Source organism: Yoonia sp. GPGPB17, assembly GCF_037892195.1.
Taxonomy (GTDB): domain Bacteria; phylum Pseudomonadota; class Alphaproteobacteria; order Rhodobacterales; family Rhodobacteraceae; genus Yoonia.
Genome location: NZ_JATACI010000002.1, coordinates 1,754,752 through 1,780,460, shown reverse-complemented (window position 1 = coordinate 1,780,460; position 25,709 = coordinate 1,754,752). Strand labels below are relative to the sequence as shown.

Annotated in this window: 27 protein-coding genes and 5 pseudogenes; 15 read left to right on the top strand and 17 right to left on the bottom strand. The window is 56.3% G+C overall.

Annotation, left to right across the window (positions count from 1 at the left end):
- Window positions 1–42: 42 nt before the first annotated feature.
- The 7 genes from QTO30_RS09615 to QTO30_RS09585 form a co-directional block, all read right to left on the bottom strand.
- Window positions 43–558: a GNAT family N-acetyltransferase gene (locus QTO30_RS09615; RefSeq protein WP_340423934.1), complete on the bottom strand. Its 516-nt coding sequence runs from the start codon at window positions 556–558 to the stop codon at window positions 43–45.
- Window positions 555–1,103: a GNAT family N-acetyltransferase gene (locus QTO30_RS09610; RefSeq protein ID WP_340423933.1), complete on the bottom strand. Its 549-nt coding sequence runs from the start codon at window positions 1,101–1,103 to the stop codon at window positions 555–557. The genes QTO30_RS09615 and QTO30_RS09610 overlap by 4 nt, the downstream gene beginning before the upstream one ends.
- Window positions 1,104–1,106: 3 nt before the next feature.
- Window positions 1,107–2,609, bottom strand: coding sequence for a signal recognition particle protein (gene ffh / locus QTO30_RS09605; protein WP_340423932.1), 1,503 nt, complete (start codon window positions 2,607–2,609; stop codon window positions 1,107–1,109).
- A gap of 154 nt (window positions 2,610–2,763) precedes the next feature.
- Window positions 2,764–3,297, bottom strand: coding sequence for a hypothetical protein (locus QTO30_RS09600; RefSeq protein ID WP_340423930.1), 534 nt, complete (start codon window positions 3,295–3,297; stop codon window positions 2,764–2,766).
- 31 nt (window positions 3,298–3,328) lie between these two features.
- Window positions 3,329–3,820, bottom strand: a complete 492-nt coding sequence (locus tag QTO30_RS09595) for a hypothetical protein (protein WP_340423929.1) — start codon at window positions 3,818–3,820, stop codon at window positions 3,329–3,331.
- 24 nt (window positions 3,821–3,844) lie between these two features.
- The gene (locus QTO30_RS09590) at window positions 3,845–4,204 is read right to left on the bottom strand and encodes a hypothetical protein (RefSeq protein ID WP_340423927.1); all 360 of its coding nucleotides are present in this window, start codon (window positions 4,202–4,204) and stop codon (window positions 3,845–3,847) included.
- 36 nt (window positions 4,205–4,240) lie between these two features.
- A complete protein-coding gene (locus tag QTO30_RS09585) occupies window positions 4,241–4,780 on the bottom strand; it encodes an FMN-dependent NADH-azoreductase (RefSeq protein ID WP_340423925.1) in 540 nt (179 codons plus the stop codon).
- A 104-nt stretch (window positions 4,781–4,884) separates the two neighbouring features.
- On the opposite strand from QTO30_RS09585, the gene QTO30_RS09580 reads away from it, so the two are divergent.
- Window positions 4,885–5,763, top strand: a complete 879-nt coding sequence (locus QTO30_RS09580) for a LysR family transcriptional regulator (RefSeq protein WP_340423924.1) — start codon at window positions 4,885–4,887, stop codon at window positions 5,761–5,763.
- The gene (locus tag QTO30_RS09575) at window positions 5,763–6,641 is read left to right on the top strand and encodes a DMT family transporter (RefSeq protein WP_340423923.1); all 879 of its coding nucleotides are present in this window, start codon (window positions 5,763–5,765) and stop codon (window positions 6,639–6,641) included. The genes QTO30_RS09580 and QTO30_RS09575 overlap by 1 nt, the downstream gene beginning before the upstream one ends.
- A 23-nt stretch (window positions 6,642–6,664) precedes the next feature.
- On the opposite strand, the gene QTO30_RS09570 is transcribed toward QTO30_RS09575, so the two are convergent.
- Window positions 6,665–6,988 carry an ArsR/SmtB family transcription factor gene (locus QTO30_RS09570; RefSeq protein WP_340423922.1) on the bottom strand — a complete coding sequence of 108 codons (324 nt, stop codon included), beginning with the start codon at window positions 6,986–6,988 and terminating at the stop codon, window positions 6,665–6,667.
- Between the two features lie 42 nt (window positions 6,989–7,030).
- Window positions 7,031–7,216: a hypothetical protein gene (locus tag QTO30_RS09565; protein WP_340423921.1), complete on the bottom strand. Its 186-nt coding sequence runs from the start codon at window positions 7,214–7,216 to the stop codon at window positions 7,031–7,033.
- Window positions 7,217–7,327: 111 nt separating this feature from the next.
- On the opposite strand from QTO30_RS09565, the gene QTO30_RS09560 reads away from it, so the two are divergent.
- The 6 genes and pseudogenes from QTO30_RS09560 (at window position 7,328) to QTO30_RS09535 (ending at window position 10,935) form a co-directional block, all read left to right on the top strand.
- Window positions 7,328–8,215, top strand: coding sequence for a LysR substrate-binding domain-containing protein (locus QTO30_RS09560; protein WP_340423920.1), 888 nt, complete (start codon window positions 7,328–7,330; stop codon window positions 8,213–8,215).
- A gap of 246 nt (window positions 8,216–8,461) precedes the next feature.
- Window positions 8,462–8,599 (top strand): annotated as a pseudogene (locus QTO30_RS09555) (AtpZ/AtpI family protein); the annotation flags it as partial.
- A 117-nt stretch (window positions 8,600–8,716) separates the two neighbouring features.
- A complete protein-coding gene (locus tag QTO30_RS09550; protein ID WP_340425914.1) occupies window positions 8,717–9,463 on the top strand; it encodes a F0F1 ATP synthase subunit A in 747 nt (248 codons plus the stop codon).
- 55 nt (window positions 9,464–9,518) lie between these two features.
- Window positions 9,519–9,743, top strand: coding sequence for a F0F1 ATP synthase subunit C (locus QTO30_RS09545; protein ID WP_008233394.1), 225 nt, complete (start codon window positions 9,519–9,521; stop codon window positions 9,741–9,743).
- 81 nt (window positions 9,744–9,824) lie between these two features.
- A complete protein-coding gene (locus QTO30_RS09540) occupies window positions 9,825–10,370 on the top strand; it encodes a F0F1 ATP synthase subunit B' (RefSeq protein ID WP_340423919.1) in 546 nt (181 codons plus the stop codon).
- Window positions 10,371–10,374: 4 nt separating this feature from the next.
- Window positions 10,375–10,935, top strand: a complete 561-nt coding sequence (locus tag QTO30_RS09535; RefSeq protein WP_340423918.1) for a F0F1 ATP synthase subunit B — start codon at window positions 10,375–10,377, stop codon at window positions 10,933–10,935.
- 289 nt (window positions 10,936–11,224) lie between these two features.
- Here the strand turns inward: QTO30_RS09535 and QTO30_RS09530 are convergent, their stop codons facing one another.
- The 3 genes and pseudogenes from QTO30_RS09530 to QTO30_RS09520 form a co-directional block, all read right to left on the bottom strand.
- Complete coding sequence (locus tag QTO30_RS09530; RefSeq protein WP_340423917.1) at window positions 11,225–11,992, bottom strand: FadR/GntR family transcriptional regulator; 768 nt, start codon at window positions 11,990–11,992, stop codon at window positions 11,225–11,227.
- A 106-nt stretch (window positions 11,993–12,098) separates the two neighbouring features.
- A complete protein-coding gene (locus QTO30_RS09525; RefSeq protein WP_340423916.1) occupies window positions 12,099–12,755 on the bottom strand; it encodes an OmpA family protein in 657 nt (218 codons plus the stop codon).
- 117 nt (window positions 12,756–12,872) lie between these two features.
- A pseudogene (locus QTO30_RS09520) lies at window positions 12,873–13,720 on the bottom strand (bifunctional helix-turn-helix domain-containing protein/methylated-DNA--[protein]-cysteine S-methyltransferase).
- 94 nt (window positions 13,721–13,814) lie between these two features.
- On the opposite strand from QTO30_RS09520, the gene nth reads away from it, so the two are divergent.
- Together nth and QTO30_RS09510 are read left to right on the top strand one after the other, a co-directional pair.
- Window positions 13,815–14,459: an endonuclease III gene (nth, locus tag QTO30_RS09515; RefSeq protein WP_340423914.1), complete on the top strand. Its 645-nt coding sequence runs from the start codon at window positions 13,815–13,817 to the stop codon at window positions 14,457–14,459.
- A pseudogene (locus QTO30_RS09510) lies at window positions 14,456–15,444 on the top strand (adenosine kinase). Before nth ends, QTO30_RS09510 begins: the two are co-directional and overlap by 4 nt.
- On the opposite strand, the gene QTO30_RS09505 reads toward QTO30_RS09510, so the two are convergent.
- Complete coding sequence (locus QTO30_RS09505) at window positions 15,410–16,129, bottom strand: hypothetical protein (RefSeq protein WP_340423913.1); 720 nt, start codon at window positions 16,127–16,129, stop codon at window positions 15,410–15,412. The pseudogene QTO30_RS09510 and the gene QTO30_RS09505 sit on opposite strands and share 35 nt — an antisense overlap.
- A 92-nt stretch (window positions 16,130–16,221) precedes the next feature.
- Window positions 16,222–17,016, bottom strand: a complete 795-nt coding sequence (locus tag QTO30_RS09500; protein WP_340425913.1) for a sulfotransferase family protein — start codon at window positions 17,014–17,016, stop codon at window positions 16,222–16,224.
- A 135-nt stretch (window positions 17,017–17,151) separates the two neighbouring features.
- Here QTO30_RS09500 and QTO30_RS09495 point away from each other — a divergent pair.
- Window positions 17,152–18,730, top strand: a pseudogene (locus QTO30_RS09495) (DUF5928 domain-containing protein).
- A gap of 7 nt (window positions 18,731–18,737) precedes the next feature.
- Complete coding sequence (locus tag QTO30_RS09490; protein ID WP_340423912.1) at window positions 18,738–19,100, top strand: HIT domain-containing protein; 363 nt, start codon at window positions 18,738–18,740, stop codon at window positions 19,098–19,100.
- Window positions 19,101–19,213: 113 nt separating this feature from the next.
- On the opposite strand, the gene QTO30_RS09485 is transcribed toward QTO30_RS09490, so the two are convergent.
- Window positions 19,214–20,089, bottom strand: a complete 876-nt coding sequence (locus tag QTO30_RS09485) for an ABC transporter ATP-binding protein (RefSeq protein ID WP_445327185.1) — start codon at window positions 20,087–20,089, stop codon at window positions 19,214–19,216.
- Window positions 20,090–20,177: 88 nt separating this feature from the next.
- Here QTO30_RS09485 and QTO30_RS09480 point away from each other — a divergent pair, with 88 nt between their 5' ends.
- From QTO30_RS09480 to polA, 3 genes and pseudogenes are all read left to right on the top strand, one after another.
- Entirely contained in the window at window positions 20,178–20,357 is a 180-nt protein-coding gene (locus QTO30_RS09480) for a zinc-finger domain-containing protein (protein ID WP_100369161.1), read from the top strand.
- A 99-nt stretch (window positions 20,358–20,456) separates the two neighbouring features.
- The gene (locus QTO30_RS09475; RefSeq protein WP_340423911.1) at window positions 20,457–21,368 is read left to right on the top strand and encodes a pirin family protein; all 912 of its coding nucleotides are present in this window, start codon (window positions 20,457–20,459) and stop codon (window positions 21,366–21,368) included.
- A 53-nt stretch (window positions 21,369–21,421) separates the two neighbouring features.
- A pseudogene (gene polA, locus QTO30_RS09470) lies at window positions 21,422–24,218 on the top strand (DNA polymerase I).
- A 211-nt stretch (window positions 24,219–24,429) separates the two neighbouring features.
- On the opposite strand, the gene QTO30_RS09465 reads toward polA, so the two are convergent.
- Both QTO30_RS09465 and QTO30_RS09460 read right to left on the bottom strand, forming a co-directional pair.
- Window positions 24,430–25,050 (bottom strand): hypothetical protein, encoded by a 621-nt coding sequence (locus QTO30_RS09465; RefSeq protein ID WP_340423910.1) that lies wholly within the window; start codon window positions 25,048–25,050, stop codon window positions 24,430–24,432.
- A gap of 35 nt (window positions 25,051–25,085) precedes the next feature.
- On the bottom strand, window positions 25,086–25,706 hold the full coding sequence (locus QTO30_RS09460) for a hypothetical protein (RefSeq protein ID WP_340423909.1): 621 nt from the start codon (window positions 25,704–25,706) through the stop codon (window positions 25,086–25,088).
- Between the last annotated feature and the right edge of the window lie 3 nt (window positions 25,707–25,709).

The window sequence follows — 25,709 nt, the reverse complement described above, 5'->3', positions numbered from 1 at the left end:
GGACATGTCCTTGTGCGGAGGGAATGCGTGTATGGCGCGCGATCATCCGAGCCCCTCCACTGATGTCGGGTGCCGCCAAATATGAAGGGTGCCATGAACCTCGTGTTGAAACGGGGCTTCCTGCGCACAGTCGAGGCGTTTGGCCAGCGCGACTGAGCGAGTATTGTTGGGATCTACTGCGCTGATCAATGTGGACCAAGCCAACGTGTCGTACGCATAAGCACGGGCGTCGAGCGCTGCTTCATATGCATAGCCGTGACCCTCTGCGGCATCAAATACAGACCATGCGAGTTCCGGCTCGGGCCAACCCTCCGGATAATACAGCCCCACGATGCCAACTGGCGCGTCTGTCTCACGATCCGCGACCATCCAACGACCATAGCCACGTAAGGCCCAGTGACCTAGAATGGCGCATAGCTGCGTGAATGCTTCACGGCGATCAAAAGGTCCGCCAACTGTTGCCGTGCGCGGCGAGGCCCGAAATGCAGCGTAAGCTTCAAAGTCGTCCCAACGTGGCGGACGGAGAGTTAGTCGATCAGTGTGCAACGTCGGGATCATGCGATGGCCCCCGCAGCCTGCGTGACGGCACGGCTGTCGTCATAGTTGAGGTGCCGGAAGATGATGCATTTCTCGCCATCAATGATATCGCGGCGCTCCTCGACAGCGCCCAGCCGGGTGGCCAGCGCGATAGAGCGGAGGTTCTGCGGTGCGATGAGAGATATTAGGGGTTCCAGCCCGAGCGTGCGACCGGCCCAGTCACGGACGGCGCACGCTGCCTCGAACGCAAAAGATCGCCCCTCATAGCCATCAAACATATGCCACGCCAATTCGGGCTGCGGCCAACCGGCATGGTTAATGATACCGACGCGACCCGTCGCAACGCCAGTCTCGCGTTCTGTAACAGTAAAAAAGCCGTAGCCGTGCCAGTGCCAATGCCCGACACCAGAGATGAAGCCGTACCAGGCTTCGCGTTCCGACCCCGATCCGCCCACAGCATCCATGCGCTCAGATCCGGTGACCCAAGCGGTGAAAGCCGCAAGGTCCCGTTTCTCTGGGCCGCGCAGGATAAGCCGCGCTGTTGTCAGGGTAGGGGCGGGGGTCATGGGTTACTTCTTCTTCCCAAAGCCAGAGAGGCCGGGTGGCAGTTGCATGCCGCCGCCGCCCAGACCGGGCAGGCCACCGGGGGGCATTTTGCCTTGCAGGGCTTTGGCGGCTTCCGCCATCGCCTTGGGGTCGTTCATGTCGGGCATGCCGCCTTCGGGGCCACCCTTGCCGAACATGCCTTTCATGGCCTGTTTCAGCATGCCGCCTTTGCCCATCTTCTTCATCATATCCGCCATCTGGCGGTGCTGTTTGACCAGTTTGTTCAGTTCAGACACTTCCATGCCTGCACCCTTGGCAATCCGTTTTTTGCGGGATGCCGCCAGCAAGTCCGGGTTGGCGCGCTCTTTCTTGGTCATTGAATTGATCAGCGCGATCTGACGTTTCAGGATACTGTCATCCATGCCCGCCGCAGCCATCTGTTTTCCCATTTTCGCGGCGCCGGGCATCATGCCCATCATGCCCTCCATACCGCCCATCTTCATCATCTGCTCAAGCTGCATCTTCAGGTCGTTCATGTTGAAGCGGCCCTTCTGGAAGCGCTTCATCATGCGTTCGGCTTGTTCCGCCTCGATCGTTTCCTGCGCTTTCTCGACCAGCGCGACAATGTCGCCCATGCCAAGGATACGGCCTGCGATCCGCTCTGGTTCGAACGTCTCAATCGCGTCCATCTTTTCGCCAAGACCGACAAAGCGGATTGGCTTACCGGTGATGGCTCGCATGGAAAGGGCGGCACCACCGCGCCCGTCACCGTCCATCCGGGTCAGGACCACGCCAGAGACGCCGATTTTGTCGTCGAATTCCTGGGCGACGTTCACTGCGTCCTGACCGGTCAGGCCGTCAACGACCAGCAACGTCTCGCGTGGGTTCGCCACGTCGCGGACGGCCGCGGCCTGCGCAATCAACTCCTGATCGATGTGCAGGCGGCCTGCGGTATCGAGCATATAGACGTCATAGCCGCCGAGGCTCGCTTGGGTCTTGGCGCGCTTTGCAATCGACACGGGGTCTTCGCCCTTCACGATGGGCAAAGTATCGACGCCAATCTGCCCGCCCAAAATCGCCAGCTGTTCCATCGCCGCTGGGCGGTTGGTGTCCAGCGAGGCCATCAGAACCCGCTTGCCTTCTTTTTCTTTCAGGCGTTTGGCGAGTTTCGCTGTTGTCGTGGTCTTACCGGAACCTTGCAAACCGACCATCAGGATCGGGGCAGGTGGGTTGTCGATTTTCAGCGCGCCGGGGTCTTCATCGCCGGTCAGCACATGTTGCAGCTCGTCATGGACGATTTTTACGACTTGCTGGCCGGGCGTGATCGATTTGGTCACGGCCTGACCTGTTGCCTTTTCCTGCACGGCCTTGATGAAATCGCGTGCGACGGGCAGCGAGACATCAGCCTCAAGCAGTGCCACACGTACTTCGCGGAGCGCTGTTTTGACGTCATCATCCGTCAGCGCACCTTGCTTGGTCAGCTTGTCAAAGACACCTGATAGGCGTTCGGATAGATTTTCAAACATTGGCCAAGGCCCTCGTCTCGTTTCGGTTGCCTGACGTATATAGGGACGCGCGGCGAAAAGCAGTAACGCCCCCGTGGGCGCAACGCGCTGACGGAGGGCGATCCCCTAAAAATGGGGACCGGAAAGCTGACGCTATCCGGGTGTTAGTGGGCGTCTACGCCGAGATGTTTTCTGAGTCAACGGTTCTCGACAGCCAAGCGTTGATGGCATTCGCTGTCTCAATGGTTGCGGTGTCGCTTTTGAGCCAGCCAGGAATTTTTTCGATGCGGGGTGAGTCTTCATCGGAAAAGATCAGTACTAGGCGTGATGGTGATCGACCCGCACGGTTAACTGCTGCGTAAAGAAGCGCACTTGGAGAAAGATCATCCCAGACGTTGGCCTCGATTAGGTCGGACAAGGTATAGGTGTTTTCTTGACTACTGAATGGGTCCGAATAACGGATCACAATACTATCTTGGCGCCGATCAAAGATAACGGTAACGAAATTAAGCCGCCAATTCACCAAAACGAATAGCCAAGAACATAAAAGAAGAAACGCAAACGATACATTCAGTCGCATTTCGCCGACCGAAAAGCCAAAGGATATGGTGAACACCATTGCAAAGAGGACAATGCAGACGCTGAAAACTATGGGCCATGGTGTTGCGCGAGCGATCAAACGTTCGGGTGTGATTGAAATAGTTTGCATCCAGCGAAGATAGAATGCGGGAACACCCGCTTCAACTGACTAGATTGATACCTTGAGCAAGCCAATCATTGATCGTCTTAACCCCACGTTTGGCACCGTTGCCGCCGGTGTAGACTGGTGTGACGGGATGTGTGCCTGCATCCATGCCGCCATTCAACACAAGCGCTATCCGATAGGTCGTGCCGCCTTTGCTGGTTCGGCTGCTCTGAACCATTGCTCGTTCGAGATGTTCCAACTTGTGTTGTATGCGCGTACGCCCTCGAAAGGTCGAATGACGCAGTTCGAGCAGGTTGCGGCTGCGATCAAGGAGCAGATCGTCACGACGTACAAAGACCGCCAGAAAGAGTGCAAGGAACAGCGGGATGGCAATAAGACCCCAGAATGTGTCTGTCATGTTGCCTTCGAACAGGGCGTTCAGGCCAAATGCGATGACGGCGAGAAAAGCCGCGCTGAGCGTGATTGCGATGAACCACGGGACAGATCGCAGCACCAATTGTTCTGGCGTGTTTCGGACAATTTTCATGTTTTTGGGTGTAGGCGGGCAGGCCTACGGGATCAAGCGCGTGATCTGGTCGCGATATCCCCATGTCACAGTCCCGGTGCCGACGATCAGCAGCAGCATGTGCCAGTAGGGTGGGCCAACCCATATCAGCAGCGCGCTGAGCCCGACGATCATGGTACCCAGCAGCAATAGCCCCGCACGCCCTTCCCAGCCCCGCACCCACAGCAGGCCCGCGCCGATCACCTCAATGGAGCCAGTAATATAGCGCGGAAACTGTCCGAACCCGATAGCTTCGTAGATCGCAACATCTGTGCTGAAACTGCCCAGTTTGCGCAAACCGAAATAGAGAAAGGCCAGTGTGAGTGCTGCCCGTAAAACCGTCATGAATGGAGATATCTTTGTCATACCCAGCGACATAGCGCGCCGGGTATGAAGTCCAGTTCATGCGGCGGCTTTGGCAACGATGTCTTTGGCCGTTAGCACAGTGATGTCTTCAATGCCGACAAAGCGCAGCACCTGTTCCATGTGCGGTGTGGCGAAATCCATAGGTGCGCCGACAGGAACACCACCTGAAGCTACGGCAACAATGGCTTTCTTGTTGGTGAGCAGGCCAACGGGTCCATTCTCGGTATAGCTAAATGTCACCTTGGGTCGGGCAATCAGGTCAATCCATGCTTTGAGGGCGGCGGGCATCCCGAAGTTATACATCGGCATCCCGATCAGGATGATATCAGCCGCCTTGATCTCTTCAATCAGAGTATCAGAGAGCGCCAGAACGTCACGGTCTGCTTGCGTTAATTCATCCTGTGGGATCAGGCGCGTGGTGATCCAGGTCTCGTCAATCTGCGGCAAGGGTGCCTCGGCCAGATCGCGGGTGATGACTTGGGTTGGCGATAACTCCTGCAACAGGGTATCGGTAGCGGCGCGGCTTACCGAACCTTCCTTGGTGCCCGAGGCGTTGATGTGAAGAACAGTGGTCATATGTGTGCTCCTGAATTGGCGTCGGGATGAAACTATGCCCTTGCATTGGCGAACGATATAGTCGAATTTCAACATGATATGTTTGTCAGCGCACAGGATTGCCAATGGATAACTGGGATGAAATCAGGACCGCTTTTCAGGTCGCCCGCAAAGGCACCGTCAGCGGCGCCGCCGATGAGTTGGGCGTGCACCATGCGACCGTCATCCGGCACATTGATGCATTAGAGCAGCGGTTGGGCGTCAAGCTATTCCAGCGCCATGCGCGGGGATATACGGCGACCGAGGCGGGGCAAGATTTGCTGCAGGTCGCCCAAGCGACTGACGATCAGTTCACGCAATTGGCTGGCCGGATCAAAGGGCAGGGCGAAGGGGTATCCGGTGATCTGGTCGTCACATCGCTGGGCATGGCATCGCGGATGCTGACGCCAATTTTGGTTGATTTTCAGGCGGAGCATCCAGAGGTCCGGGTCCGCTACCGCACCGGCGACCGGGTGTTTCGATTGGAGTATGGCGAGGCGCATGTTGCCATCCGGGCCGGGACCATGCCGGAAGAGCCGGACAATGTGGTACAGCCGTTTTTGCAGCAGCATATGGCTTTGGTGGCGTCAGATGCTTATGCGGCGCGCCATGGGATGCCAAAAGATGAAGACGATCTGAAGAACCACTACTTTGTCACGCATGATAGCGATAAGAGCCGCGCGCCCTTTACCCGCTGGCTGCGTGATATGGTCAGCGATGATCGTTTCATTTACCGCGCAACTGAGAACCGGAATATGCAGGATGCGATTGTCGCGGGCGCTGGCATTGGCTTTGTGCTGGCACAGGAATTGCGGGCGCATCCCGAACTGACCGAGGTGATCCCGCGGCGCGAGGAATGGTCAGCACCGCTTTGGATTGTGACCCATGTTGATTTGCACCGCACGACCAAGGTGCAATCCTTTCTGCGGTTCCTCAAAGATCGTATCAAAACGTTGGAGTGCTAATGTCCGCCTCTTACGCCGGGCATCTTGCGATGCTGGTGTTCTCGATGCTTGTGGCGGGCTCCTTTGCTTTGGGATCGCTGGCCGCCAATGAAATGTCGCCCAGTGCCCTGAATGCCATGCGGTTCTGGATAGCCACCTTGATCATTGGCGGTGTGGCCTTGGCGACAACCGGTGTCTCGCGCAGCGCTATGCGCGCGCCGTGGCGATATGCATTGCTTGCCTTGTTCTTCACGACCTACTTTGTCTTGATGTTTGAGGGGTTGAAAACGGCCCCTCCGGTCAGTGCCGCGGCCGTCTTTACCTTGACGCCAATCCTGACGGCGGGTTTTGGATGGCTCTTGCTGCGCCAGATGCTGACGTCGCGCATGGCGCTTGCATTGTTGATCGGAGCGGTGGGTGCGATCTGGGTGATTTTCCGGGCGGATGTGGCGGCGATCCTACGGTTTGAAGTCGGGCGTGGTGAGATCATCTATTTTTGGGGTTGCATGGCCCATGCGGTTTATACGCCGTTGGTGCGCAAGTTGAACCGGGGCGAAACGGCGGTGGTGTTTTCCTTTGGCGTGCTGCTGGCCGGGTCACTTTTGCTGACCGCTTGGGGTTGGAATGATCTTGTGAGCACCGATTGGGCGGCTTTGCCCGCGATTGTCTGGATTACGATCCTTTACACGGCGGTCTTTGCAAGTGCGGCAACATTTGTACTGTTGCAGTTTGCGGCCTTGCGCCTGCCAAGTTCGAAGGTCATGGCGTACACCTACCTCACCCCGTCATGGGTGATTGTGTGGGAGCTGGCTTTGGGTGGTGTGCCGCCGCCAGCCTTGGTTCTGCTAGGGTTGCTGCTGACGATTGCGGCCCTGGTTTTATTGCTTCGCGAGGAGTGACACAGGACGGACCATAAACCGCCTTACGTGTTCAACTCTTGCGCCAGAAAACTCTCAAACGCGTCCAGATCAATCGCATCCATCTGACCAAAGGCCTGCATCCAGACCGATGCCTCACGCAATGCGTCTGGCTCCAGCTTGCACCATTTGACGCGCCCCCGCTTCTCTTGCGAAATCAATCCGGCAGCCGTCAAAACTGTCAGATGCTTGGATATGGCGGCCAGTGACATCTTAAACGGTTCGGCCACATCCGTGACGGCCATATCATCCTCAAGCAGCATCGACAGGATCGCACGGCGGGTCGGGTCGGCCAGCGCCGCAAAAATCGTGTCGAGGTGTCGGGTCATGGCCGCAACTTCTAGCAACCAATGCAACATCAGGCCAGCGTTTCATAACAACGGGCGGTCCTTTGATTCCGAAGGCCAGACAAAGCGATGCCGCTCCAACTCCGCCTTTGTCATGCCAATATCCTGTGCCACATGGTCACTGATTGGTTTTGGCAGTTTCGTGGGGTCGCGCTGAACCCATTTGGCAAAGCGTAACCATATGCCTGCCAGAGCAGTCATTATTTTCATGGCTTTTCCTTACTTATACCTGAAGTGTTGCGTAGGATGATGCAGCAGGCCCTGCGCAATATCAAAGTCAATTCCTTGACATGGTGTGTGCAAAAAAGGCACGCTTTATACATGCCGCGCGCTTTACCTCCACTCAATGCCCTGCGTGCCTTTGAAGCCGCCGGTCGCCATCAAAGCTTCTCTGGTGCTGCGGAAGAGCTTGGGGTCAGTCATTCCGCCATCAGCCGACATGTGCGCGGGTTGGAAGACCGATTGGGTGCACGGCTGTTTCGTGATCTACCGCGCGGTGTGGCGCTGACCCAGGCGGGTGCGCGGTATTTGGCAGCGCTCAGCCCATCATTTGACCGGATTGCTGAGGCCTCGGAAGTGTTTGACCAGCGGCCTGCGGGCCAAGTAACTGTCGATGCCGAACCGCTTTTTGCAATGAAATGGCTAATCCCCAAACTGGGTGACTTTTATCAGCGCTACCCGAATATCGAGTTGCGGCTGCAGGCGAGTAGCACGATTGCAGATTTGGACCGATATGAAGCAGACCTTGCATTGCGGTTCTCAAAGGCCGGGCCCGAAGGTCACGATGCGCCGCTCTTAAGTGACGCGCCGCTTTTTCCCTTCGCTGCGCCCAGCCTTGTGTCGGGGTGTATACCGCCAGAGCAGATATTGTCACTGCCGCTGCTGCGCGATCGTCACGAAGATACCTGGCGGAAGTGGGCCGGGCTGGCGGGGTGCCCACCTCCTGCCAGTGCCCCATCCGATTGGCGAATGCGTGCGCGGTTGGCTTATGAGACGGCGTTGGCCGGTCATGGCGTCTTGCTGATCTCAAGTGAGATTGCCGAAATTGACGCGGCTGCGGGCCGGTTGATCCAGTGTTCTGATATCGGCTTCCGTATGGGAAGCTATCATCTTGTGTCTGCCGAAGGTGTGATGCGCCGCAGTGCGGTGCGCCTGTTTCGAGACTGGTTGCTGGATCAAAGTGCGGGGCTGCGATCCGTCAATCGTTAGTCAACCATTTGGTTGAACATTGCTTTGCGCGTTTTGCGCACTGCCGATCCCTAATTTTGCACGATTGGGAATATATAACATATTGTTTTTATTCCATAAATTATGCTCCATGCCGTACTTGACTCTAAGAGGGTCAGATCATAGACCCAACGCAACCTTGTGAAGGGTGCAAACCAATGTCCGATCCGGATGACGCTGATCGCCTGAGGGCACTTGAAGCGAAAATCGCGGCGCTCAAAGAGCTGCATGGAGGTCAAGCACCACTCAGAAGAACACTACTCTCAGGCGCAATTGGCTTGGCGGATGGTGATAGAGCTTGTGGCCGGTCTAGGGATTGGCTTTGGCATCGGATACGGGATCGACACCCTGTTGGGCACAACCCCGATTTTCCTGGTGCTGTTCATATTCTTTGGCCTCGCAGCCGGTGTTCTGACCATGATGCGATCCGCCAAAGAGGTGCAAAAAAGCAGCAAGAGGCTGCGAAAGAAGAGGGCGACGCACGTGGCTGAAGAAAAAGAAGGTGGTTTGGTTTTTCACCCGCTGGATCAGTTTATCGTCAAACCATTGTTTGGTGACGGCCCTGTGCACTGGTACACGCCAACGAACCTGACACTTTGGATGGCGATTGCGCTGTTGGCAATCGTTGCCGTCTTTGTTCTTGGCAGCCGCGGTCGTGCTGTTGTGCCGACGCGTTTGCAGTCTATCGGCGAGCTGATCTACGGCTTTATCTATAAGATGGTTGAGGGTGTCTGCGGCAAGGATGGTGTGAAGTACTTCCCTTACATCATGACGCTATTTTTGTTCATTCTGTTCTCGAACTACCTTGCGCTGATCCCGATGTCTTACTCGCCAACATCCATGATTGCGGTCACTGCGATCCTCGGGTTTGGTGTGTTCTTCGCGGTCACGATCCTCGGCTTTGTCAAGAACGGCCCGGCATTCCTTGGCCTGTTCTGGATGTCAGATGCCCCAGCGATCCTACGCCCGATCATTGCGGTGATTGAAGTTATTTCTTACTTCGTTCGCCCGGTCAGCCACTCTATTCGTCTGGCCGGTAACATCATGGCGGGTCACGCGGTTCTGAAAGTGTTTGCTGGCTTTGCGGCGCTCACACTGGTCAGCCCGGTTGCCATCTTCGGCATCGTCGCGATCTACGGTCTTGAGGTGCTGGTTTGTGGCATTCAGGCTTATGTTTTCACAATTCTGACGTGCGTTTATCTCAAGGACGCGCTTCACCCGGCACACTAACAACGGCGGGATCGCCCGTCATACTACTCAACTTCCAATCGTAAGGAGAATTCACATGGAAGGCGAACTCGCACACATCGGCGCTGGTCTGGCTGCAATCGGTTCCGGCGCTGCCGCAATCGGTGTTGGTACCGTTGCTGGTAACTATCTGGCAGGCGCACTGCGCAACCCATCTGCTGCTGCTGGTCAAACAGCAACACTGTTCATCGGTCTGGCATTCGCCGAAGCCCTGGGGATCTTTGCATTCCTCGTATCGCTTCTGCTGATGTTCGCTGTTTAAGAACACGACCCATATCCTTACGGCTGACTGACGCGTAACATCGCGTCAGTCGGTAAAACATCAAGGTATTCGGGGGCCATCATGGCAACAGAAACAACAGACGCCGCAGGAGTATGCGTTGATGCAGGGGGTTCTGCCCTTGGCATGCCGCAGCTTTGCGCCGATTGGATGCCCAACCAGATTTTCTGGCTGCTGGTCACGCTGATCGCACTTTACTTTGTGATGTCACGCATCGCCTTGCCACGCATCAGCGCGGTTCTGGCGGAACGCTCTGGCACGATTACAAACGATATTGCTGCAGCCGAAGAGCTGAAGAACAAAGCGGCGGAAGCTGAAGCTGCTTATGACCAAGCCCTTCTGGATGCCCGCGCCGAAGCCCACAAAATTGTGGCCGAAGCGAAAGCAGAAATTCAGGCAGAACTGGATGTCGAGCTACAGAAAGCTGACGCGCAGATTGCTGCCAAGACAGCCGAAAGCGAAGCAGCGATTGCCGAAATTCGCGCGGGTGCTGTAAAGAGCGTGACAGCCGTCGCCAAGGATACCGCCAAGGAATTGGTTGCGGCCATGGGTGGCTCTGCTGATGCAAAGACAATCACCGCTGCGGTGACCGCACGGATGAAGGGATAAGATCATGCGCGCATTGCTCACATCCCTATTTGCTATTGCCGCCAGCCCTGCGCTGGCTGCAGGTGACAAGCCGTTCTTCTCGCTCGCCAACACCGACTTTGTTGTCACGATCGCTTTCCTGATCTTCATCGGCATCTTGGTTTACTTCAAGGTCCCCGGCCTTGTCGGCGGCATGCTGGATAAGCGTGCCAACAGCATCAAAGCTGAGTTGGACGAAGCCAAGGCGCTGCGCGAAGAGGCACAGTCATTGCTGGCCACCTATGAGCGCAAGCAAAAGGAAGTGCAGGAGCAATCCGCACGGATCGTTGCTGCTGCCAAGGAAGAGGCAACCAATGCCGCGACTGCTGCAAAGGACGATATTGCCAAGTCCATCACCCGCCGTCTGGCCGCCGCTGAAGAGCAGATCGTCAGCGCTGAAGCGTCCGCGGTCAAAGAGGTGCGCGATCAGGCGATTGCAGTTGCCGTAGGTGCGGCAAAGGACGTGATTGCCAAGCAGATGGACGCGAAGTCTGCTGGTGCGTTGATCGACGACTCCATCGCAACGGTTGCTGAGAAGTTGCACTAAGCCTTCCTTTGGACCAGAATTGAAAGCCCGGTTACGTTCAGCGTGACCGGGCTTTTTTATTGCGGGGACCGAGCGGTCTTTGGCCGCGTAGCGTCGGCGGCCAAAACAATGGGTGCACGCCGTCTTGGCAATCGGTGGTCGTTGATCATCTGGCATTGGTTTTGGAACATCGCGGTGATCCGTGGACAAACCGCCGATGTTCTACACCTGCCTGCATAGGCAGGCATCGCCATTCAGGCTGCGGTGTCGACTTGGCTTGGGGCCGAACTGCGCGTAGGCCGCTAGCGGTTTAGCGCCCTACTTCGTGTTCTAGCCGCTTTTGCGCAAAGGCTTCATTCCGATCCGCCTTTTGTTGATCAGACAACGCACCTTCGACGAAATTCAAGTGCGTCTCGACGGCCTGACGTGCGCCGACCGGATCGCGGTTTTGTAGCGCATCGTTTATGACGCGATGTTGGTCGAGCAACGTGTCGCGTGTCATACGTTGTTTGAACATAACGGTACGGTTGTAGAACACCCCTTCGCGCAGCAGTTCATACATGGACCGCATCATATGCAGCATGATCACATTGTGGCTGGCCTCGATAATGGACAGGTGGAAATCAGCGTCCAGATGCGCTTCATCCGCTGGGTTTCGCTTTTGATGGGCCAGTTCCATCTTTTCATAGATCGCGTCGATGACTTTCAGGTCCGTATCACTTGCCAGGCGCGCGGCGCGCTCCGCCGCCAGCCCCTCCATATCGCGCCGAAAGCTGATGTAATCAAAGACGGCCTCATCATGCGTGGCAAAGAGGGTCACAAGTGCCGGGGCAAAGGCAGAGCCGAGCACGTCAGCGACATAGACCCCGGCGCCCGCCTTTGAGGTCAGAAGGCCGCGCCCCTGCAGGTCAGCCAGCGCTTCGCGTAAAGAGGGCCGCGAAACGCTCATGCGTTCGCTAAGCTCCCGCTCAGAAGGGAGCCGTTCACCAGGGCGCAGGATGCCGCGTAGGATCAAGCCTTCGATCTGGCGGATGACGCTTTGGGACAGTTTTTCTTGCTGGACGGGTTCGAATGGCATGAGGTAAATCGCTTTATATTGGTCAAATGATATGACCAAACCAGATGGTTCACAATAAAAAAGGGGCCGCACCGCTGCGCCCCCTTCATGCGATCGTTCGAGCGCCTTAGTTTGGCGTGATTACAATCTCGACCCGGCGGTTCATCTGGCGGCCAGAGGCGTTCAGGTTTGAGGCAATCGGATTGTTCTCGCCTGCGCCGATCGAGCGGATCCGGCGTGGTGATACGCCACCGCCGATCAAGACAGAAGATACAGCGGATGCACGGCGCTCTGACAGGCCTTGGTTGAAAGATGCATCACCGACGTTATCGGTGTGTCCGATCACATTGACGGTTGTGTCAGGGTACTGTTGCAAAGAGCTTGCCACGATCCGCAGTTCCCGTTGTGCTGTGCCAGAAAGACTTGTGCTATTGGTTGCGAAAAGCAGGTCTTCGCTGAGCACAACGCGCAGATCGCGACCGTTGTTGGATACGCCAACATCGTTACGCAACTGACGGCGCAGATCTTCAGCCTGACGATCAAGTGAGTTGCCAATGCCTGCACCGACGCCTGCACCGAGTGCGGCACCGATCAGTGCAGCTTGGTTGCGTTCGCGGACGGAGCCGTCGTTATTTGCAAGCGCGCCAACCAATGCACCTGCACCTGCGCCGAGCAACGCGCCTTGTTGGGTGTTTTGGAAGTCGTTCGGGCCTCCAGGTTCGCATGCGGCGACAAATGTCAGAGACGCAGCTGCAAGCACGAGGGGGAATTTCGTAAGTGTCATGGTCATGGTTCCATTTTGTATGAGCGCCTGAATTGCGCCTGTTTGATGGGTCAGCTTATGCCTATTTCCGCCATGATATCCAATAACGCCCCCGCGACCAGCAGGGTTTTGCCTACTTTATACTTGCTCAGGTCGCACGTCTGCCCTTGCGGACTCCCATGCCAGCATGGCCCGTTTGACCGGCAAACCCCAATGGTATCCGCCCAATCCACCGGATTTGCGCAAAGCACGGTGACAGGGGATCAACCAACTAACAGGGTTGCGTCCAACCGCCGTACCCACAGCGCGCACGGCCTTGGGGTTGCCGATAGATTGCGCAATCTCCGAGTATGTCGTGACGTGGCCCGAAGGGATCGTTAGCAACGCTTCCCAGACCTTTAGCTGAAAGGGCGCGCCGATCATATGCAGCCTGGTCTCGCCATTCATCCCCAGTGCGGCTTCGGCCCAAGGGCGTAGGAAGCTGGGGTCTTCGACAAAGTCCGCCTTGGGCCAGCGCGATTTGAGGTCGGCCATCGCGGGTTCTGGTCCTGCTTCTGCTGCGAAGGCCAGACCGCAAATCCCGCGATCCGTGCCCATGACCAACGCAGGGCCAAAGTGGCTTTCAAACCAGCCCCAATAGATCGTGAGGTCAGCACCATCGCGCGCAAAGTCGCCGGGGCTCATCGCTTCCCAACGCACAAAGAGGTCATGCAACCGTCCACTGCCGGACAGCCCGACGGCATGTGCGGTCTCTAAGGTAGTGAACCGGTCACGTAAGAGCGTTTTGGCATGTGCCAGCGTCAGATATTGCTGATACCGCTTGGGCGACACCCCAACCCAAGAGGAAAACAGCCGCTGGAAATGTGCAGAGCTCATGTTCATCTCTGCAGCCAGATCGGCCAGGGTTTGGGGGTGTCACCTGCGGCGTCTATTGCTTCAATCGCCCGACGCATGACTTGGTAGTGGTATGTTTGTGTCTGTTCCATACCATTCAAATTAAGGACAATGCCGCAACGATGCGACCCGGAAATTGCGCATCTGACGCTTGCCCCGCGGGGGCTTCGCGGCATACGGGATCGCATGGCAAAACAGCTCGACTATCATACCATACGCGAGATTTTCACGCGCTTTCAGACCGCCGAGGCAGAACCGAAGGGCGAGCTAGAGCACGTGAACGTCTATACATTGGTCGTGGCGGTCGCCTTGTCGGCGCAGGCGACAGATGCGGGCGTCAACAAAGCAACGCGCGCATTGTTCAAGATTGCCGATACACCCCAGAAGATGCTCGATCTCGGGATTGAAGGGCTGACCGAGCATATCAAGACAATCGGCCTGTTTCGTCAAAAGGCAAAGAACGTCATTAAAATGAGCCAGATCTTGGTCGATGATTACGGTGGTGAGGTCCCCAATTCCCGTGCGGCGCTGCAATCATTGCCCGGTGTCGGTCGCAAGACGGCCAATGTGGTGCTGAACATGTGGTGGGGCCAGCCAGCGCAGGCCGTCGATACCCATATCTTTCGGTTTGGCAATCGCAGTGGCGTTGCCCCCGGCAAGGATGTCGATGCGGTTGAACGCGCCATAGAGGACCATATCCCGGCAGATTTCCAACTCCATGCCCATCACTGGATGATCCTGCATGGTCGCTACACCTGCGTGGCACGAAAACCCAAATGCGCGGCCTGTTTGATCCGTGACTTATGTATGTTTGAGGACAAGAACCTATGAGTAATTATGACGTTATTGGCATCGGCAACGCGATTGTCGATGTGATCGGCCATGCCGCCGATACATTTCTGGATCACATGGGGATCGAAAAGGGCATCATGCAACTGGTCGAACGGGACCGGGCCGAGCTGCTTTATGGCGCGATGACGGACCGGACGGAAACGCCGGGGGGTCGGTGGCGAATACTGTTGCGGGTTTGGGCAGCTTGGGTCTGTCGACCGCTTTCATCGGCAAGGTCAAGGATGACGCGCTGGGCCGGTTCTATGCCAAAGGGATGCAAGAGGCAGGGACCGCCTTTCCAAACCCACCATCCCCTGTGGCTGAGGCCCCGACGTCCCGGTCGATGATCTTTGTCTCGCCAGATGGTGAGCGGTCGATGAACACCTATCTGGGCGCTGGCGCTGATTTGGGACAAAGCGACGTGGAAGAGGCGCTTTTCCAAGGCGGTAAGGTCCTGTTTCTCGAAGGATATCTCTTTGACAAAGACGATGGCAAAACCGCTTTTGCGGCTGCTGCGCAGTCTATGCGCGCCGCCGGAGGACGGTCTGGTATCACCTTGTCTGACCCGTTTTGTGCGGACCGGCATCGCGCCGACTTTCAGCGCCTGATCGCAGAAGACATGGATTTTGTTCTTGGCAATGCTGCCGAATGGACGACGCTTTATGAAACGACTGACCTGTCAGCGGCTTTGGCGCAGGCCCGCTCTGTGTGTGAAACAGTCGTTTGCACGTGTTCCGGTGATCCGGTGATCCTGCTTCAGGGCGACACAAAAGTGGAAGTCCCGGTGCACAAGGTCGTACCTGTCGATGCCACCGGGGCTTATGATCAGTTCGCGGCTGGTTTCCTTTACGGCTTCACCACCGGGCAATCGCTTGAAACCTGCGGGCGTATGGGTGTTGTGGCCGCGGCCGAGGTCATTGGCCATATCGGGCCGCGCCCGAAGGCTGACCTTAAGACCCTTTTTGCGGCGGAAGGGCTGATTTAAGCCAAAGCGCATCCAGCGCATCAATGGCGGCTGGATCAAAGCTTGCCTCTTCCTTCCAGTACTTGCCGGAAGGTACGAAGTAGTCGAGCCGGGCCTCTTCAGCCAATGCGGCGTCAACAGCGTCCTGATTCAGAGCAACAGGTTGTGTTTGCCCGACGGTGGCGCGTTCGGCACGTGGAAAGACAAGACGGCTTTCATCGGCAGACAAGTTCACCATCGCGCAGTTTTGGCGTGCCGCGATGGCCAACAGGCGCGCCGATTTCGCCTCAAGTGAGCGTAACGTGACATCCTCCCGTAGGGGATCGGCGGTTCCTGCGCCGTAGAAATGCGTTTTGCTGGCACCCGCATAGACCATATCGCACCCCAAAACCGCAATCACACTGGGCTTCAGCGCGGCCAATGCCCAATAGGATGCGGTGAACGCCATCGTGCCGCCAGCATAGACAAAGCCCCCCAATGTGTTTTGGCGCGGTACATAGTCTGCCGCCCGAATGATGCGCTGATGCGCAGCAATATCCACCGGCATCCGCTCGACGGGGAAATCATCGGGATGGATCAGATCATCCCAGTCAGGACGCACCGCCCACGCGTTGTTGATCGCCACGATCCGATCAAACGGATCGCGCGTCCAGTCGCGGCACCGGACAACATTTGGGCCACTGCCAAGTATAAGAACGACAGACAAACCGACAGCTCCTTGGTCTTTACGATCAGATACTTAGGGTGATCCATACCCGTGTCGACCACCAACTTCTCATGGTGCCGAAGGCGCAACGCCTAGCCGAGTTTCGCGTGCACCTCATCAAGGTCGATCTCGCCAATGGGCATTTTGTTGGCCGGGTTCTCAAAATCATACTTGAAGATGCGGAAATCGCGTTTGTAGATTTCGTAGACAATGTGCATCGACAGGTCGTCGAAGTAGTCTTCAACCGGATGCACGCGCTTGGGTCCGTGCCCCTCGCTTTCGTTGAACCGGGGTATCTGGGCCAGATCAACGGGATGCGCGGTTTCAATACCGTCCAGCACACGCTGCATGCCATCATTGAACCTTTCCGTCCAAAAGATGTTGTCATACCGCCCACCATTCACAATGAAAGTCGAAATATGGCCGGACATGGCCGACCAATGGATGTCCGGCTCCATCGGGCGGCGCCAACGAATTGTGTCGCGGGCAAACAGCAGGAAGCGACGGAAGCTTTTGATCTGGTCGAACTCAAAACCACTCTCAGGATCGCCAACTTCGATTCCATATTTCTGTATCAATAGAGGAACGAGGTTTCCCCTATAGTACTTCCCATTGCGCTGCACACCGCAGATTTTATCGAAGAACGATGACAGAATACGGGTGTAAGGATTGCGCACGCAAGTGAAGGCATGGCTTTGGTGTGCTTTGACGTTGGCCTCGATCAGCGCCTTGCTGTCATCAAGCGCCCATTTATGAATCCCCGTCTTGGCATCATGGATATCCCCGTCGAAGAACGCACCATGGTCGGAGAAATACATGATCTGACCAATAGAAGAACAGGCGCATTTCGGCACGACACGATAGACCACACTTTCGCTTTGGGTCATCCATGTTCCGGGAAAATTCGCCACACGTACTCTCCTGCTTGTTTTCAGTTCCTTTCAAAGCAAAGAAACCCTGTCACTTCAATGTCTGTTCGCGCTATGACAACGTCGAACGCAACTGAGGTCGCTTAAAAACACATGGCACGTGTCGCCTTTATCCTGCTTTGTCACAAAAACCCGGCTGTAATCATCCAGCAGGCCGAACAGTTGACGGCGGCGGGTGATTACATCGCGATCCATTTCGACGCTTCTGCGTCGGCGCAGGATTATCAGACCATTCAAGAGGCCCTAGGTGACAACACCAACGTCGCCTTCGCCAAACGCAGGGTCAAATGTGGTTGGGGCGAATGGAGCCTGGTGCAAGCCACATTGCATGCGGTCGAGGCCGCGGTTGCTGCATTCTCCCGTGCGACCCATTTCTACATGATTTCCGGCGATTGCATGCCCATCAAATCCGCTGGTTTTGCCCATCGGCTGCTGGATGAGAATGACGTGGACTATATCGAAAGCCACGATTTCTTTGACAGCAACTGGATCAAGACCGGTTTTCGCGAAGAACGCCTGATCTATCGTCATTTCTTCAACGAGCGCACGCAGAAACGACGCTTTTACACCGCGCTAGAGCTGCAAAAACGTTTCAAAATGACTCGTAAGATTCCCGAAGACTTGCAGATCATGATCGGCAGCCAATGGTGGTGCCTGCGCCGACAGACTGTTGAGGCGGTGTTGGAATTTGCTTACGCCCGCCGCGATGTGATGCGGTTTTTCCGCACCACGTGGATTCCGGACGAGACATTCTTTCAAACACTTGTGCGCCACCTTGTGCTTAGCCCGTGAAATCGAGAACCGGACGCTGACGTTCCTGATGTTCACTGACTACGGGATGCCAGTGACGTTCTACAACGACCACTATGATCTGCTTTTGGGGCAAGGATCACTTTTTGCCCGCAAGATCAGCGCAGAGGCGGCAGATTTGCGCGAGCGCCTGGGCGCGCTTTATGCCAGCGATCAGATGGATTTTGTGATCTCGGATGAGGGGCGCAACCTGTTTCAGTTTCTCACTGGGCGAGGCCGGATCGGTCGCCGTTTTGCGCCACGTTTCTGGGAAAACGAGACGACTTTGGGCCGCAGCCGTGAGTTGATGATCATTGCCTGTAAGAAATGGCATGTGGCCAAACGTCTGGTTGCCGCGATCCAGCATCATACGAATGTCCCTGCCATTGAGTATTTGTTTAACGAAGATGATACAGATTTACCGGACCTTGGCGGGATTGAGAGTTCGCTGCAAAAGCGTGGCCGCCACCGGCGCGCATTGATGCGCATGCTGTTTGATCATTATGACAGCGATCGGCTCGTGATCTGTCTTGATACATCAAGCCTCGATCTGATGGCTGATTTCTTTGCCGATCGCGCGACAGTGCGTCTGCTTGAGATCGAGTGCAGTTTCGATGACGACTATCTGGTTGGTCATGCCATGCGCGTTGGCCTTGCCGGACCACAGACCAGCGATGCAACATTAGAACGGCTCTTGCCAACAATCCGGCATGATATGATCTACGAGCGTGATGCGATACGGGATGCAAAATTCGCGCATACCAGCCGCATTAAGGAAACCGCCACGTCGGATGAAAACGCTCATGCGATTGCGCAATTCCTGAACGCGTCGCCAGAAGTGGCCCGCACACTTGCCGACACCCCCCATCTCTTTGTTGATTGAGGACCCTATGCAATACACCTACGACGACCAGAACATCTTTGCCAAAATTCTGCGGGGGGAAATCCCTAATAAGACGGTGTACGAGAATGACTATGCTTTGGCGTTTGAGGACATTGCCCCCCAAGCGCCAGTACATGTGCTGATCATTCCGAAAGGGGCCTACGTCAGCCTTGATCACTTTGCGCGCGATGCGTCACCGGAAGAGCAAGTGGGCTTTATGCAGGCCGTCGCCGAGGTCTGTCGGACAACAGATGTGAAAGAAGGGTTCCGCAGCATCGCGAATACGCGCGCCCATGGCGTGCAGGATGTGCCACATTATCATATGCATATTCTGGGCGGGCGTCCGTTGGGGCGCATGCTGCAAGGGTGATCCAAATTCTAAAATTTTGACGCTTTCGACGAATCTGACTGGACGACGAAAACGGGGGCTAGCGTGCTGATGTCAGTGAGAGAAACACGTCTTCGAGGTCAGCTTCTTCGGTTTTAACGTCTTTGATCGTGATCCCGGCATCGCGGACCAGCGATAGGATTTGATCGGCGGGCGTTGTGCCGCTTTGATAGGTGAAGGTCAGCGTGCCATTGGCTTGCTTGTGGCCCGTGATGTTGTCGGGCAGGGCTAAGCAAATCAGCATCGGTTTCGGGCGTGATCACCAGCGTTTTACTGTCCAGCCGCCCGAGTAGATTGGCCGTACTGTCTTTGATGATCACTTCACCATGATTGATAATGGCAATGTCGTCGCACATCTCTTCCGCCTCTTCGAGGTAGTGGGTCGTGAGAATGATCGTCATGCCCTGTGCATTCAGCTTGCGCACGTTTTGCCACAGCATGTTGCGTAACTCGATGTCGACGCCTGCGGTGGGCTCATCCAAGACGAGGATTTGTGGTGAATGCACCAGCGCCTTACCCAAAAGCAGCCTGCGCCGCATCCCGCCTGAAAGAGACCGCGCGTAAGCGTCTGCCTTATCCGTCAGTCCAATCAGCTCAAGGATTTCCGCCGTCTTGCGCTGGCCTTTGGGGACGCCATAGAGGCCTGCCTGCACATCGAGTGAGCCAGCGGGTGTGAAAAACGGGTCAAGATGCGGTTCTTGCGGCATAATCCCGATTGCAGCCCGCGATTGACGTGGGTTCTTGTCCTGATCAAATCCCCAGATTTTCACCGTGCCTGCGGATTTCACAACTAAACCCGCGAGGATGTTGATCAGCGTGGATTTCCCGGCACCATTTGGGCCCAAAAGGCCGAAGATCGACCCGCGCGGGATTGTCAGATCGATCCCTTTCAACGCCTCTTTCGCGGGGCTGCGACCGGTGGCGGCATAGGTCTTTTTCAGACCATGAATTTCTATCGCATTGTCGGTCATGCCGTCTTTCCCCTCGTCCGCGTCTGCGGTATGTCTGTGTGCAGACTTAAGGCGGGCTGCACCCCGCGGCAACCAGATGAGAGTGATCATGTCCACACCGGCACCTGAGACAAAGATTGTACATGATTGGCGTGTGGCCTGTGACGGTGGCGAAGGCGCGTTGGGGCATCCCCGCGTCTGGCTGCAAATCCCGCAAGAACATGGTTGGATCGAGTGTCCTTATTGCGACGCCAAACTGGTGCACAAAGATTTTGAAGGCAAAGTCTGACGGGTTCGCGCAGCGCCGCACAAAGCCTGTTCGCCGTTCTGCGTTTGCGTGATGGTTTGTGGGGGCTATCTGTCTTCTTAAGCAATTGAGGAGCATGCCATGACATTCCGCCCTGTGACCCAGACAACTCATGCCCAGCCCGCGATGGAAGGGGCAGGTGTGCACCTACACCGCGTTTTCGGTTTTGGTGATCCGGCCGAGAGCGATCCGTTTCTGCTGCTTGATGATTTTCGCAATGACGATCCTGCGCATTTTGAGCGCGGTTTTCCCTGGCATCCGCACCGCGGGATCGAGACGATCACTTATGTGCTGGAGGGTGAGGTGGAGCATGGCGACTCGCTGGGCAATCACGGTGTTTTGGGTGCCGGGTCTGTGCAGTGGATGACCTCTGGTTCCGGTATTCTGCACCAGGAGATGCCAAAGGGAAACGCCAAGGGCCAGATGCATGGGTTTCAACTGTGGGCGAACTTGCCTTCTTCGCTCAAGATGACGGCCCCGCGTTATCAGGATATCGCGGGTGATGATGTGCCCGAGATTATTGATGATGATGGCACGCGGGTGAAAATCATCACGGGCAAGTTTTGGGGCAAGGCTGGCCCTGTGGATGGGATCGCCGCCGACCCGCTTTATCTGGATGTCTCAATCCCGCCCAATACCCGCAAGAGCCTGCCGGTGGATACGCGCGCGAATGCTTTCGCCTATGTTTTTGCAGGCACGGGCCGCTTTGTCGACGCGGCTGATCCGGTCGGTGTGCGCGTTGAGAAAGAGGTCGCCGGGCAAGAGTTGAACATCCGCGATCTGACCGGCAATCGGACGCTGGTTCGCTTCGGCAATGGCGATGATGTCACCGTGCAAGCTGGCCCGGAAGGTGTCCGCTTCTTGTTGGTTGCGGGGCGCCCTATAGAGGAACCTGTGGCATGGCACGGTCCGATTGTGATGAACACGCAAGCGGAACTGCATCAGGCCATGAAAGACCTCCAAAACGGGACCTTCATTCAGGCCGCCCACTAGACCATGCGCGCCCCGCAAGATAGGTGTTGAAAACGCATCTGAGGGGGTCCGCTATGTCGTTTGGAAAAGGCTGTCATCTGCATCTGATTGATGGATCGGCGTTTATCTTCCGCGCCTATCACGCGCTTCCGCCACTGACGCGCAAGTCCGATGGCCTGCCGGTGGGCGCGGTCAGCGGGTTTGTAAACATGCTCCAACGCTATGTTGAGGCCAACAATGGCGCCGATGCCGCGACCCACGTGGCGGTGATCTTTGACAAAGGCAGCCATACGTTTCGCAACGACATGTATGATCAATACAAAGCGAACCGCGAGGCGATGCCCGAGGACCTGCGCCCGCAGATCCCGCTGACCCGTGTGGCCACCAAGGCGTTCAATATTGCCTGTGAAGAAATGGAAGGGTTTGAAGCGGACGACATCATCGCAACTTTGTCGCATCAGGCCCGCGATGCCGGGGGCCGTGTCACGATTGTGTCGTCTGATAAGGACCTGATGCAGCTGGTTGGGGACGGTGTCGAGATGCTGGACCCGATGAAGAACAAGCGCATCGACAGCGACGGCGTGGTCGAGAAATTTGGTGTCGGTCCAGAGCGGGTTGTTGATGTGCAGGCCCTCGCTGGGGACAGCGTAGATAATGTGCCGGGTGCGCCGGGGATCGGGATCAAGACAGCCGCTTTGTTGATCAACGAATACGGTGATCTGGAAAGCCTCTTGGACCGGGCAGGGGAAATTAAACAACCCAAGCGTCGTGAAACGCTGATTGCGCACCGCGCGCAGATCGAGCTGTCCAAGAAACTGGTGCAACTGGACTGTGACATGACGTTAGCGTTTGGGCTGGACGATCTGGAAGTGAAGGACCCTGACCCTGAGGTGCTGATGGGGTTCCTGGCCGAGATGGAGTTCCGCACGGTCACCAAACGGATTGCCGAAAAACTGGGTGTTGAAGCGCCAGTGATTGAGGCCGCGGCGCCAGCGGCAACCGAAGTAGCGACGCCGGAGGCTGTTGGCTTTGACCCCGAGGCCTATGAATGTGTGCGCGACGCGGCTGCCTTGCAGGTCTGGATCGACCGCATTCGTGAACGCGGTTACGTGGCCGTCGATACCGAGACGACAGGGTTGAACGAAATGATTGCCGAACTGGTTGGCATCTCGCTCTGCGTCGAGGCGGGGCAGGCGTGCTACATCCCGTTGACCCATAAATCGGCGGCCTCCGATGATTTGTTTGGCTCGGATGAGATGGCCGAAGGGCAGATGGACCTTGATGAATGCCTGGCCATGCTCAAACCGGTTTTGGAGGACCCTGCGGTCATCAAAATCGGCCAGAACATGAAGTATGACACCAAAATATTCGCCCGCTTGGATATCACTGTCGCACCAATTGATGACACGATGCTGATGTCCTATGCGATGAATGCGGGCAAGCATAATCATGGGATGGATACGCTGTCAGAGCGGTATTTGGGGCATACGCCTATTCCGATTAAGCCGCTGTTAGGCAGTGGAAAATCCGCGATCACCTTTGATCGCGTGCCTGTGGATGAGGCGGTGAAATACGCCGCTGAGGACGCCGATATCACCCTGCGCTTATGGCAGCAATTCAAGCCGCAACTGCATGTGAACCGGGTCACGACGGTTTACGAAACAATGGAACGTCCGCTGGTGCCGGTGCTGGCGCAGATGGAGCGGCATGGGATCAAGGTGGATCGCGATACACTCAGCCGGATGTCGAATGCCTTTGCGCAGAAGATGGCGGGACTGGAAGCAGATATTCAAGAAATGGCCGGGCGGCCTTTCAATGTCGGTTCGCCCAAGCAACTGGGCGAAATTCTGTTTGATGAGATGGGTTTGCCGGGCGGCAAAAAGGGCAAGACCGGAGCCTATGCGACGGGTGCCGATGTTTTGGAAGACCTCGCGACAGAGCATGAATTACCCGGCCGAGTGCTGGATTGGCGGCAACTCTCGAAACTGAAATCGACGTACACCGATGCTTTGCAAGAGCACATCAATGCAGACACGGGGCGTGTGCATACATCTTATTCCATTGCGGGTGCGAACACCGGGCGCTTGGCCTCGACCGATCCGAACTTGCAGAATATTCCAGTGCGTTCAGAAGAAGGGCGTCGTATTCGCGAAGCATTTGTCGCCGAAGAGGGCAAGGTGATTGTCAGCCTCGATTATTCCCAGATCGAGTTGCGGATTCTGGCGCATATCGCCGGGATTGATGCGCTGAAACAGGCATTCCTTGATGGCATCGATATTCACGCGATGACGGCGTCCGAGATGTTTGATGTGCCCCTGGATGAAATGACGCCGGACGTGCGCCGACAGGCCAAGGCCATCAACTTTGGTGTGATCTATGGCATCTCCGGCTTTGGTTTGGCCCGTAATCTGCGCATCCCACGGGGCGAGGCACAGGGGTTTATTGACCGCTACTTTGAGCGCTTCCCCGGTATTCGCAAATACATGGATGATACCGTCGCCTTTGCGAAAGAGCACAACTATGTGCAGACCCTCTTTGGGCGCAAGATCAATACGCCCGAGATCAATGCGAAGGGCCCTCACGCCGGCTTTGCCAAGCGCGCCGCGATCAATGCACCTATTCAAGGCACCGCGGCAGATGTAATCCGGCGCGCGATGATTCGGATGCCGAGCGGCGATAGAGGGGATGCCTGCGAAGATGCTGCTACAGGTCCATGATGAGTTGATCTTTGAGATCAATGAAGGCGCGGTTGATGATTTGATTGCGACGGCGCGCGGCGTGATGGAGAACGCCAGTGAGCCAGCGGTGAAGTTGGATGTGAAACTGGCGGTGGACGCAGGGCAGGGTGCGAACTGGGCGGAAGCGCACTAGGGAACGGAGCGGAGTACTGCTAGTGGCGGCTTTGCCGGTTGAAACTGCCGTTTGTTAACGGGGGTCCTTCGATTTGTGGTACACTCGAACACCTCAGAACGCTGTACAAAGCAGGATAGCCGCAACCGGCGCTTCTGTCGTTACCGACTGCGATCAAAGATATCCGCCAAAAGCCATTTTCTTAATTGATTTGTTGCGTTTGCTGTCCGATCTATTCGAACTTCAGTCGCCAGAACGACATGGCGCGCTGATCGACAAGTGCTTCGCCCCAAGGGGTATCATCCGGCGCGCTGCAACTGTCCCCGCCCGACGGCATACTATATGCAATGATCAGGACGTCTTCACCGGGCACTAGCGCTTCTTTGCGGTCATTCGAGAGGTCGATGATGCCCTGAACGGTGATTTGCGGATCGTCCGGATCAGCTACGTTATCGTCCTGCAAACCCACAAAGCCGACACTGCCCGAGGACGAAGAAGGTGCATCCAAAAAGAGCAGAGTAGCTGGCCCCTCTCCCAAGGCGTAGCGGCCCCCGCCACCGGTGAAGAATGGCCCCTCTATTCTAACCTGGCAGGGCTCGACCAGTGGCAGAAGGACATTTTCCCGACCGGCAGTCAGTTGAATGCCATTGCGAGCAAATTGTTCTGCGTCAAATTCGATGGTGAAAGGTGCGGCATTCAGCGAGACCTCGGCGATTGTCCCCGCTTGCTCAACGGCCGCAGGCTTGCCGTCCTGTACAAAACGCAGGTCCGGGCCGCTTGGGTCATCGCCTGAAAGAATACCGCACAGCAGGCAAAGGACCGGCGTAAGTGATGAAATGGTGAATGTTGGCATAGCTCTCTCGTGTTGTGGCTTCTGGTAGCGGGCTATTAGAATTTCAGGCGCCAGAATGACATGAGGCGCCCATCGATAAGGGGTTCGATGTCTGGCGTGCCTTCTGGCGGCGTGCATCTGTGCAGGTTGCGAGGCGCGTCATAGGCGATGACAAACACATCTTCCTCTGGAGCAATCAGGTTTTCGCCCGTCACCTCGTCGGTAATCCCAGTGATGCGAATTTGTGGGTTGGACGGATCCAATACGTTGTAGGAATCGGCGGCATACCACCACACATTGCCTGTTTCGTCGGCTGGTTCACTGCGGACCAAATGCCTGTCCAGCCCTACTTGATCGGGGTAGCGCGACAATGCGCCGAAGAAAGGACCCAGGATGGCAATGTCGCAGGGAATAAGCAGAGATGCCGCGAGTTCTTCGCGTAGAACGGTCAACTGCACACCCTCGGGCAAGTCAAAGTGGAACAACTCTGGATCAAAGGTCATGGTGAATGGGGCTGCTTGCAGGCTCACCTCGTTGATGTCGTCAATCAACTCCGCCGCGACAGGCTGTCCGTTTTGTGTGAAGATGATGCTGGGGCCGTCGACCTGTTCATCGGCAAAGACGTCGCAGAACAGGCATAGGACGGGCGAAAGCAAGGCCAGAGTCGAGATATACATAGG

Coding starts and splice junctions, on each gene's coding strand:
- QTO30_RS09560 (WP_340423920.1), top strand. CDS start 7,328: ATGCCGCGCGCTTTACCTCCACTCAATGCCCTGCGTGCCTTTGAAGCC.
- QTO30_RS09485 (WP_445327185.1), bottom strand. CDS start 20,089: ATGACCGACAATGCGATAGAAATTCATGGTCTGAAAAAGACCTATGCC.
- ffh (WP_340423932.1), bottom strand. CDS start 2,609: ATGTTTGAAAATCTATCCGAACGCCTATCAGGTGTCTTTGACAAGCTG.
- QTO30_RS09465 (WP_340423910.1), bottom strand. CDS start 25,050: ATGCCAACATTCACCATTTCATCACTTACGCCGGTCCTTTGCCTGCTG.
- QTO30_RS09615 (WP_340423934.1), bottom strand. CDS start 558: ATGATCCCGACGTTGCACACTGATCGACTAACTCTCCGTCCGCCACGT.
- nth (WP_340423914.1), top strand. CDS start 13,815: ATGGCAAAACAGCTCGACTATCATACCATACGCGAGATTTTCACGCGC.
- QTO30_RS09530 (WP_340423917.1), bottom strand. CDS start 11,992: ATGCCATTCGAACCCGTCCAGCAAGAAAAACTGTCCCAAAGCGTCATC.
- QTO30_RS09490 (WP_340423912.1), top strand. CDS start 18,738: ATGCAATACACCTACGACGACCAGAACATCTTTGCCAAAATTCTGCGG.
- QTO30_RS09535 (WP_340423918.1), top strand. CDS start 10,375: ATGCGCGCATTGCTCACATCCCTATTTGCTATTGCCGCCAGCCCTGCG.
- QTO30_RS09460 (WP_340423909.1), bottom strand. CDS start 25,706: ATGTATATCTCGACTCTGGCCTTGCTTTCGCCCGTCCTATGCCTGTTC.
- QTO30_RS09500 (WP_340425913.1), bottom strand. CDS start 17,016: ATGACCCAAAGCGAAAGTGTGGTCTATCGTGTCGTGCCGAAATGCGCC.
- QTO30_RS09545 (WP_008233394.1), top strand. CDS start 9,519: ATGGAAGGCGAACTCGCACACATCGGCGCTGGTCTGGCTGCAATCGGT.
- QTO30_RS09565 (WP_340423921.1), bottom strand. CDS start 7,216: ATGAAAATAATGACTGCTCTGGCAGGCATATGGTTACGCTTTGCCAAA.
- QTO30_RS09570 (WP_340423922.1), bottom strand. CDS start 6,988: ATGACCCGACACCTCGACACGATTTTTGCGGCGCTGGCCGACCCGACC.
- QTO30_RS09580 (WP_340423924.1), top strand. CDS start 4,885: ATGGATAACTGGGATGAAATCAGGACCGCTTTTCAGGTCGCCCGCAAA.
- QTO30_RS09475 (WP_340423911.1), top strand. CDS start 20,457: ATGACATTCCGCCCTGTGACCCAGACAACTCATGCCCAGCCCGCGATG.
- QTO30_RS09590 (WP_340423927.1), bottom strand. CDS start 4,204: ATGACAAAGATATCTCCATTCATGACGGTTTTACGGGCAGCACTCACA.
- QTO30_RS09540 (WP_340423919.1), top strand. CDS start 9,825: ATGGCAACAGAAACAACAGACGCCGCAGGAGTATGCGTTGATGCAGGG.
- QTO30_RS09575 (WP_340423923.1), top strand. CDS start 5,763: ATGTCCGCCTCTTACGCCGGGCATCTTGCGATGCTGGTGTTCTCGATG.
- QTO30_RS09610 (WP_340423933.1), bottom strand. CDS start 1,103: ATGACCCCCGCCCCTACCCTGACAACAGCGCGGCTTATCCTGCGCGGC.
- QTO30_RS09585 (WP_340423925.1), bottom strand. CDS start 4,780: ATGACCACTGTTCTTCACATCAACGCCTCGGGCACCAAGGAAGGTTCG.
- QTO30_RS09595 (WP_340423929.1), bottom strand. CDS start 3,820: ATGAAAATTGTCCGAAACACGCCAGAACAATTGGTGCTGCGATCTGTC.
- QTO30_RS09525 (WP_340423916.1), bottom strand. CDS start 12,755: ATGACACTTACGAAATTCCCCCTCGTGCTTGCAGCTGCGTCTCTGACA.
- QTO30_RS09480 (WP_100369161.1), top strand. CDS start 20,178: ATGTCCACACCGGCACCTGAGACAAAGATTGTACATGATTGGCGTGTG.
- QTO30_RS09600 (WP_340423930.1), bottom strand. CDS start 3,297: ATGCAAACTATTTCAATCACACCCGAACGTTTGATCGCTCGCGCAACA.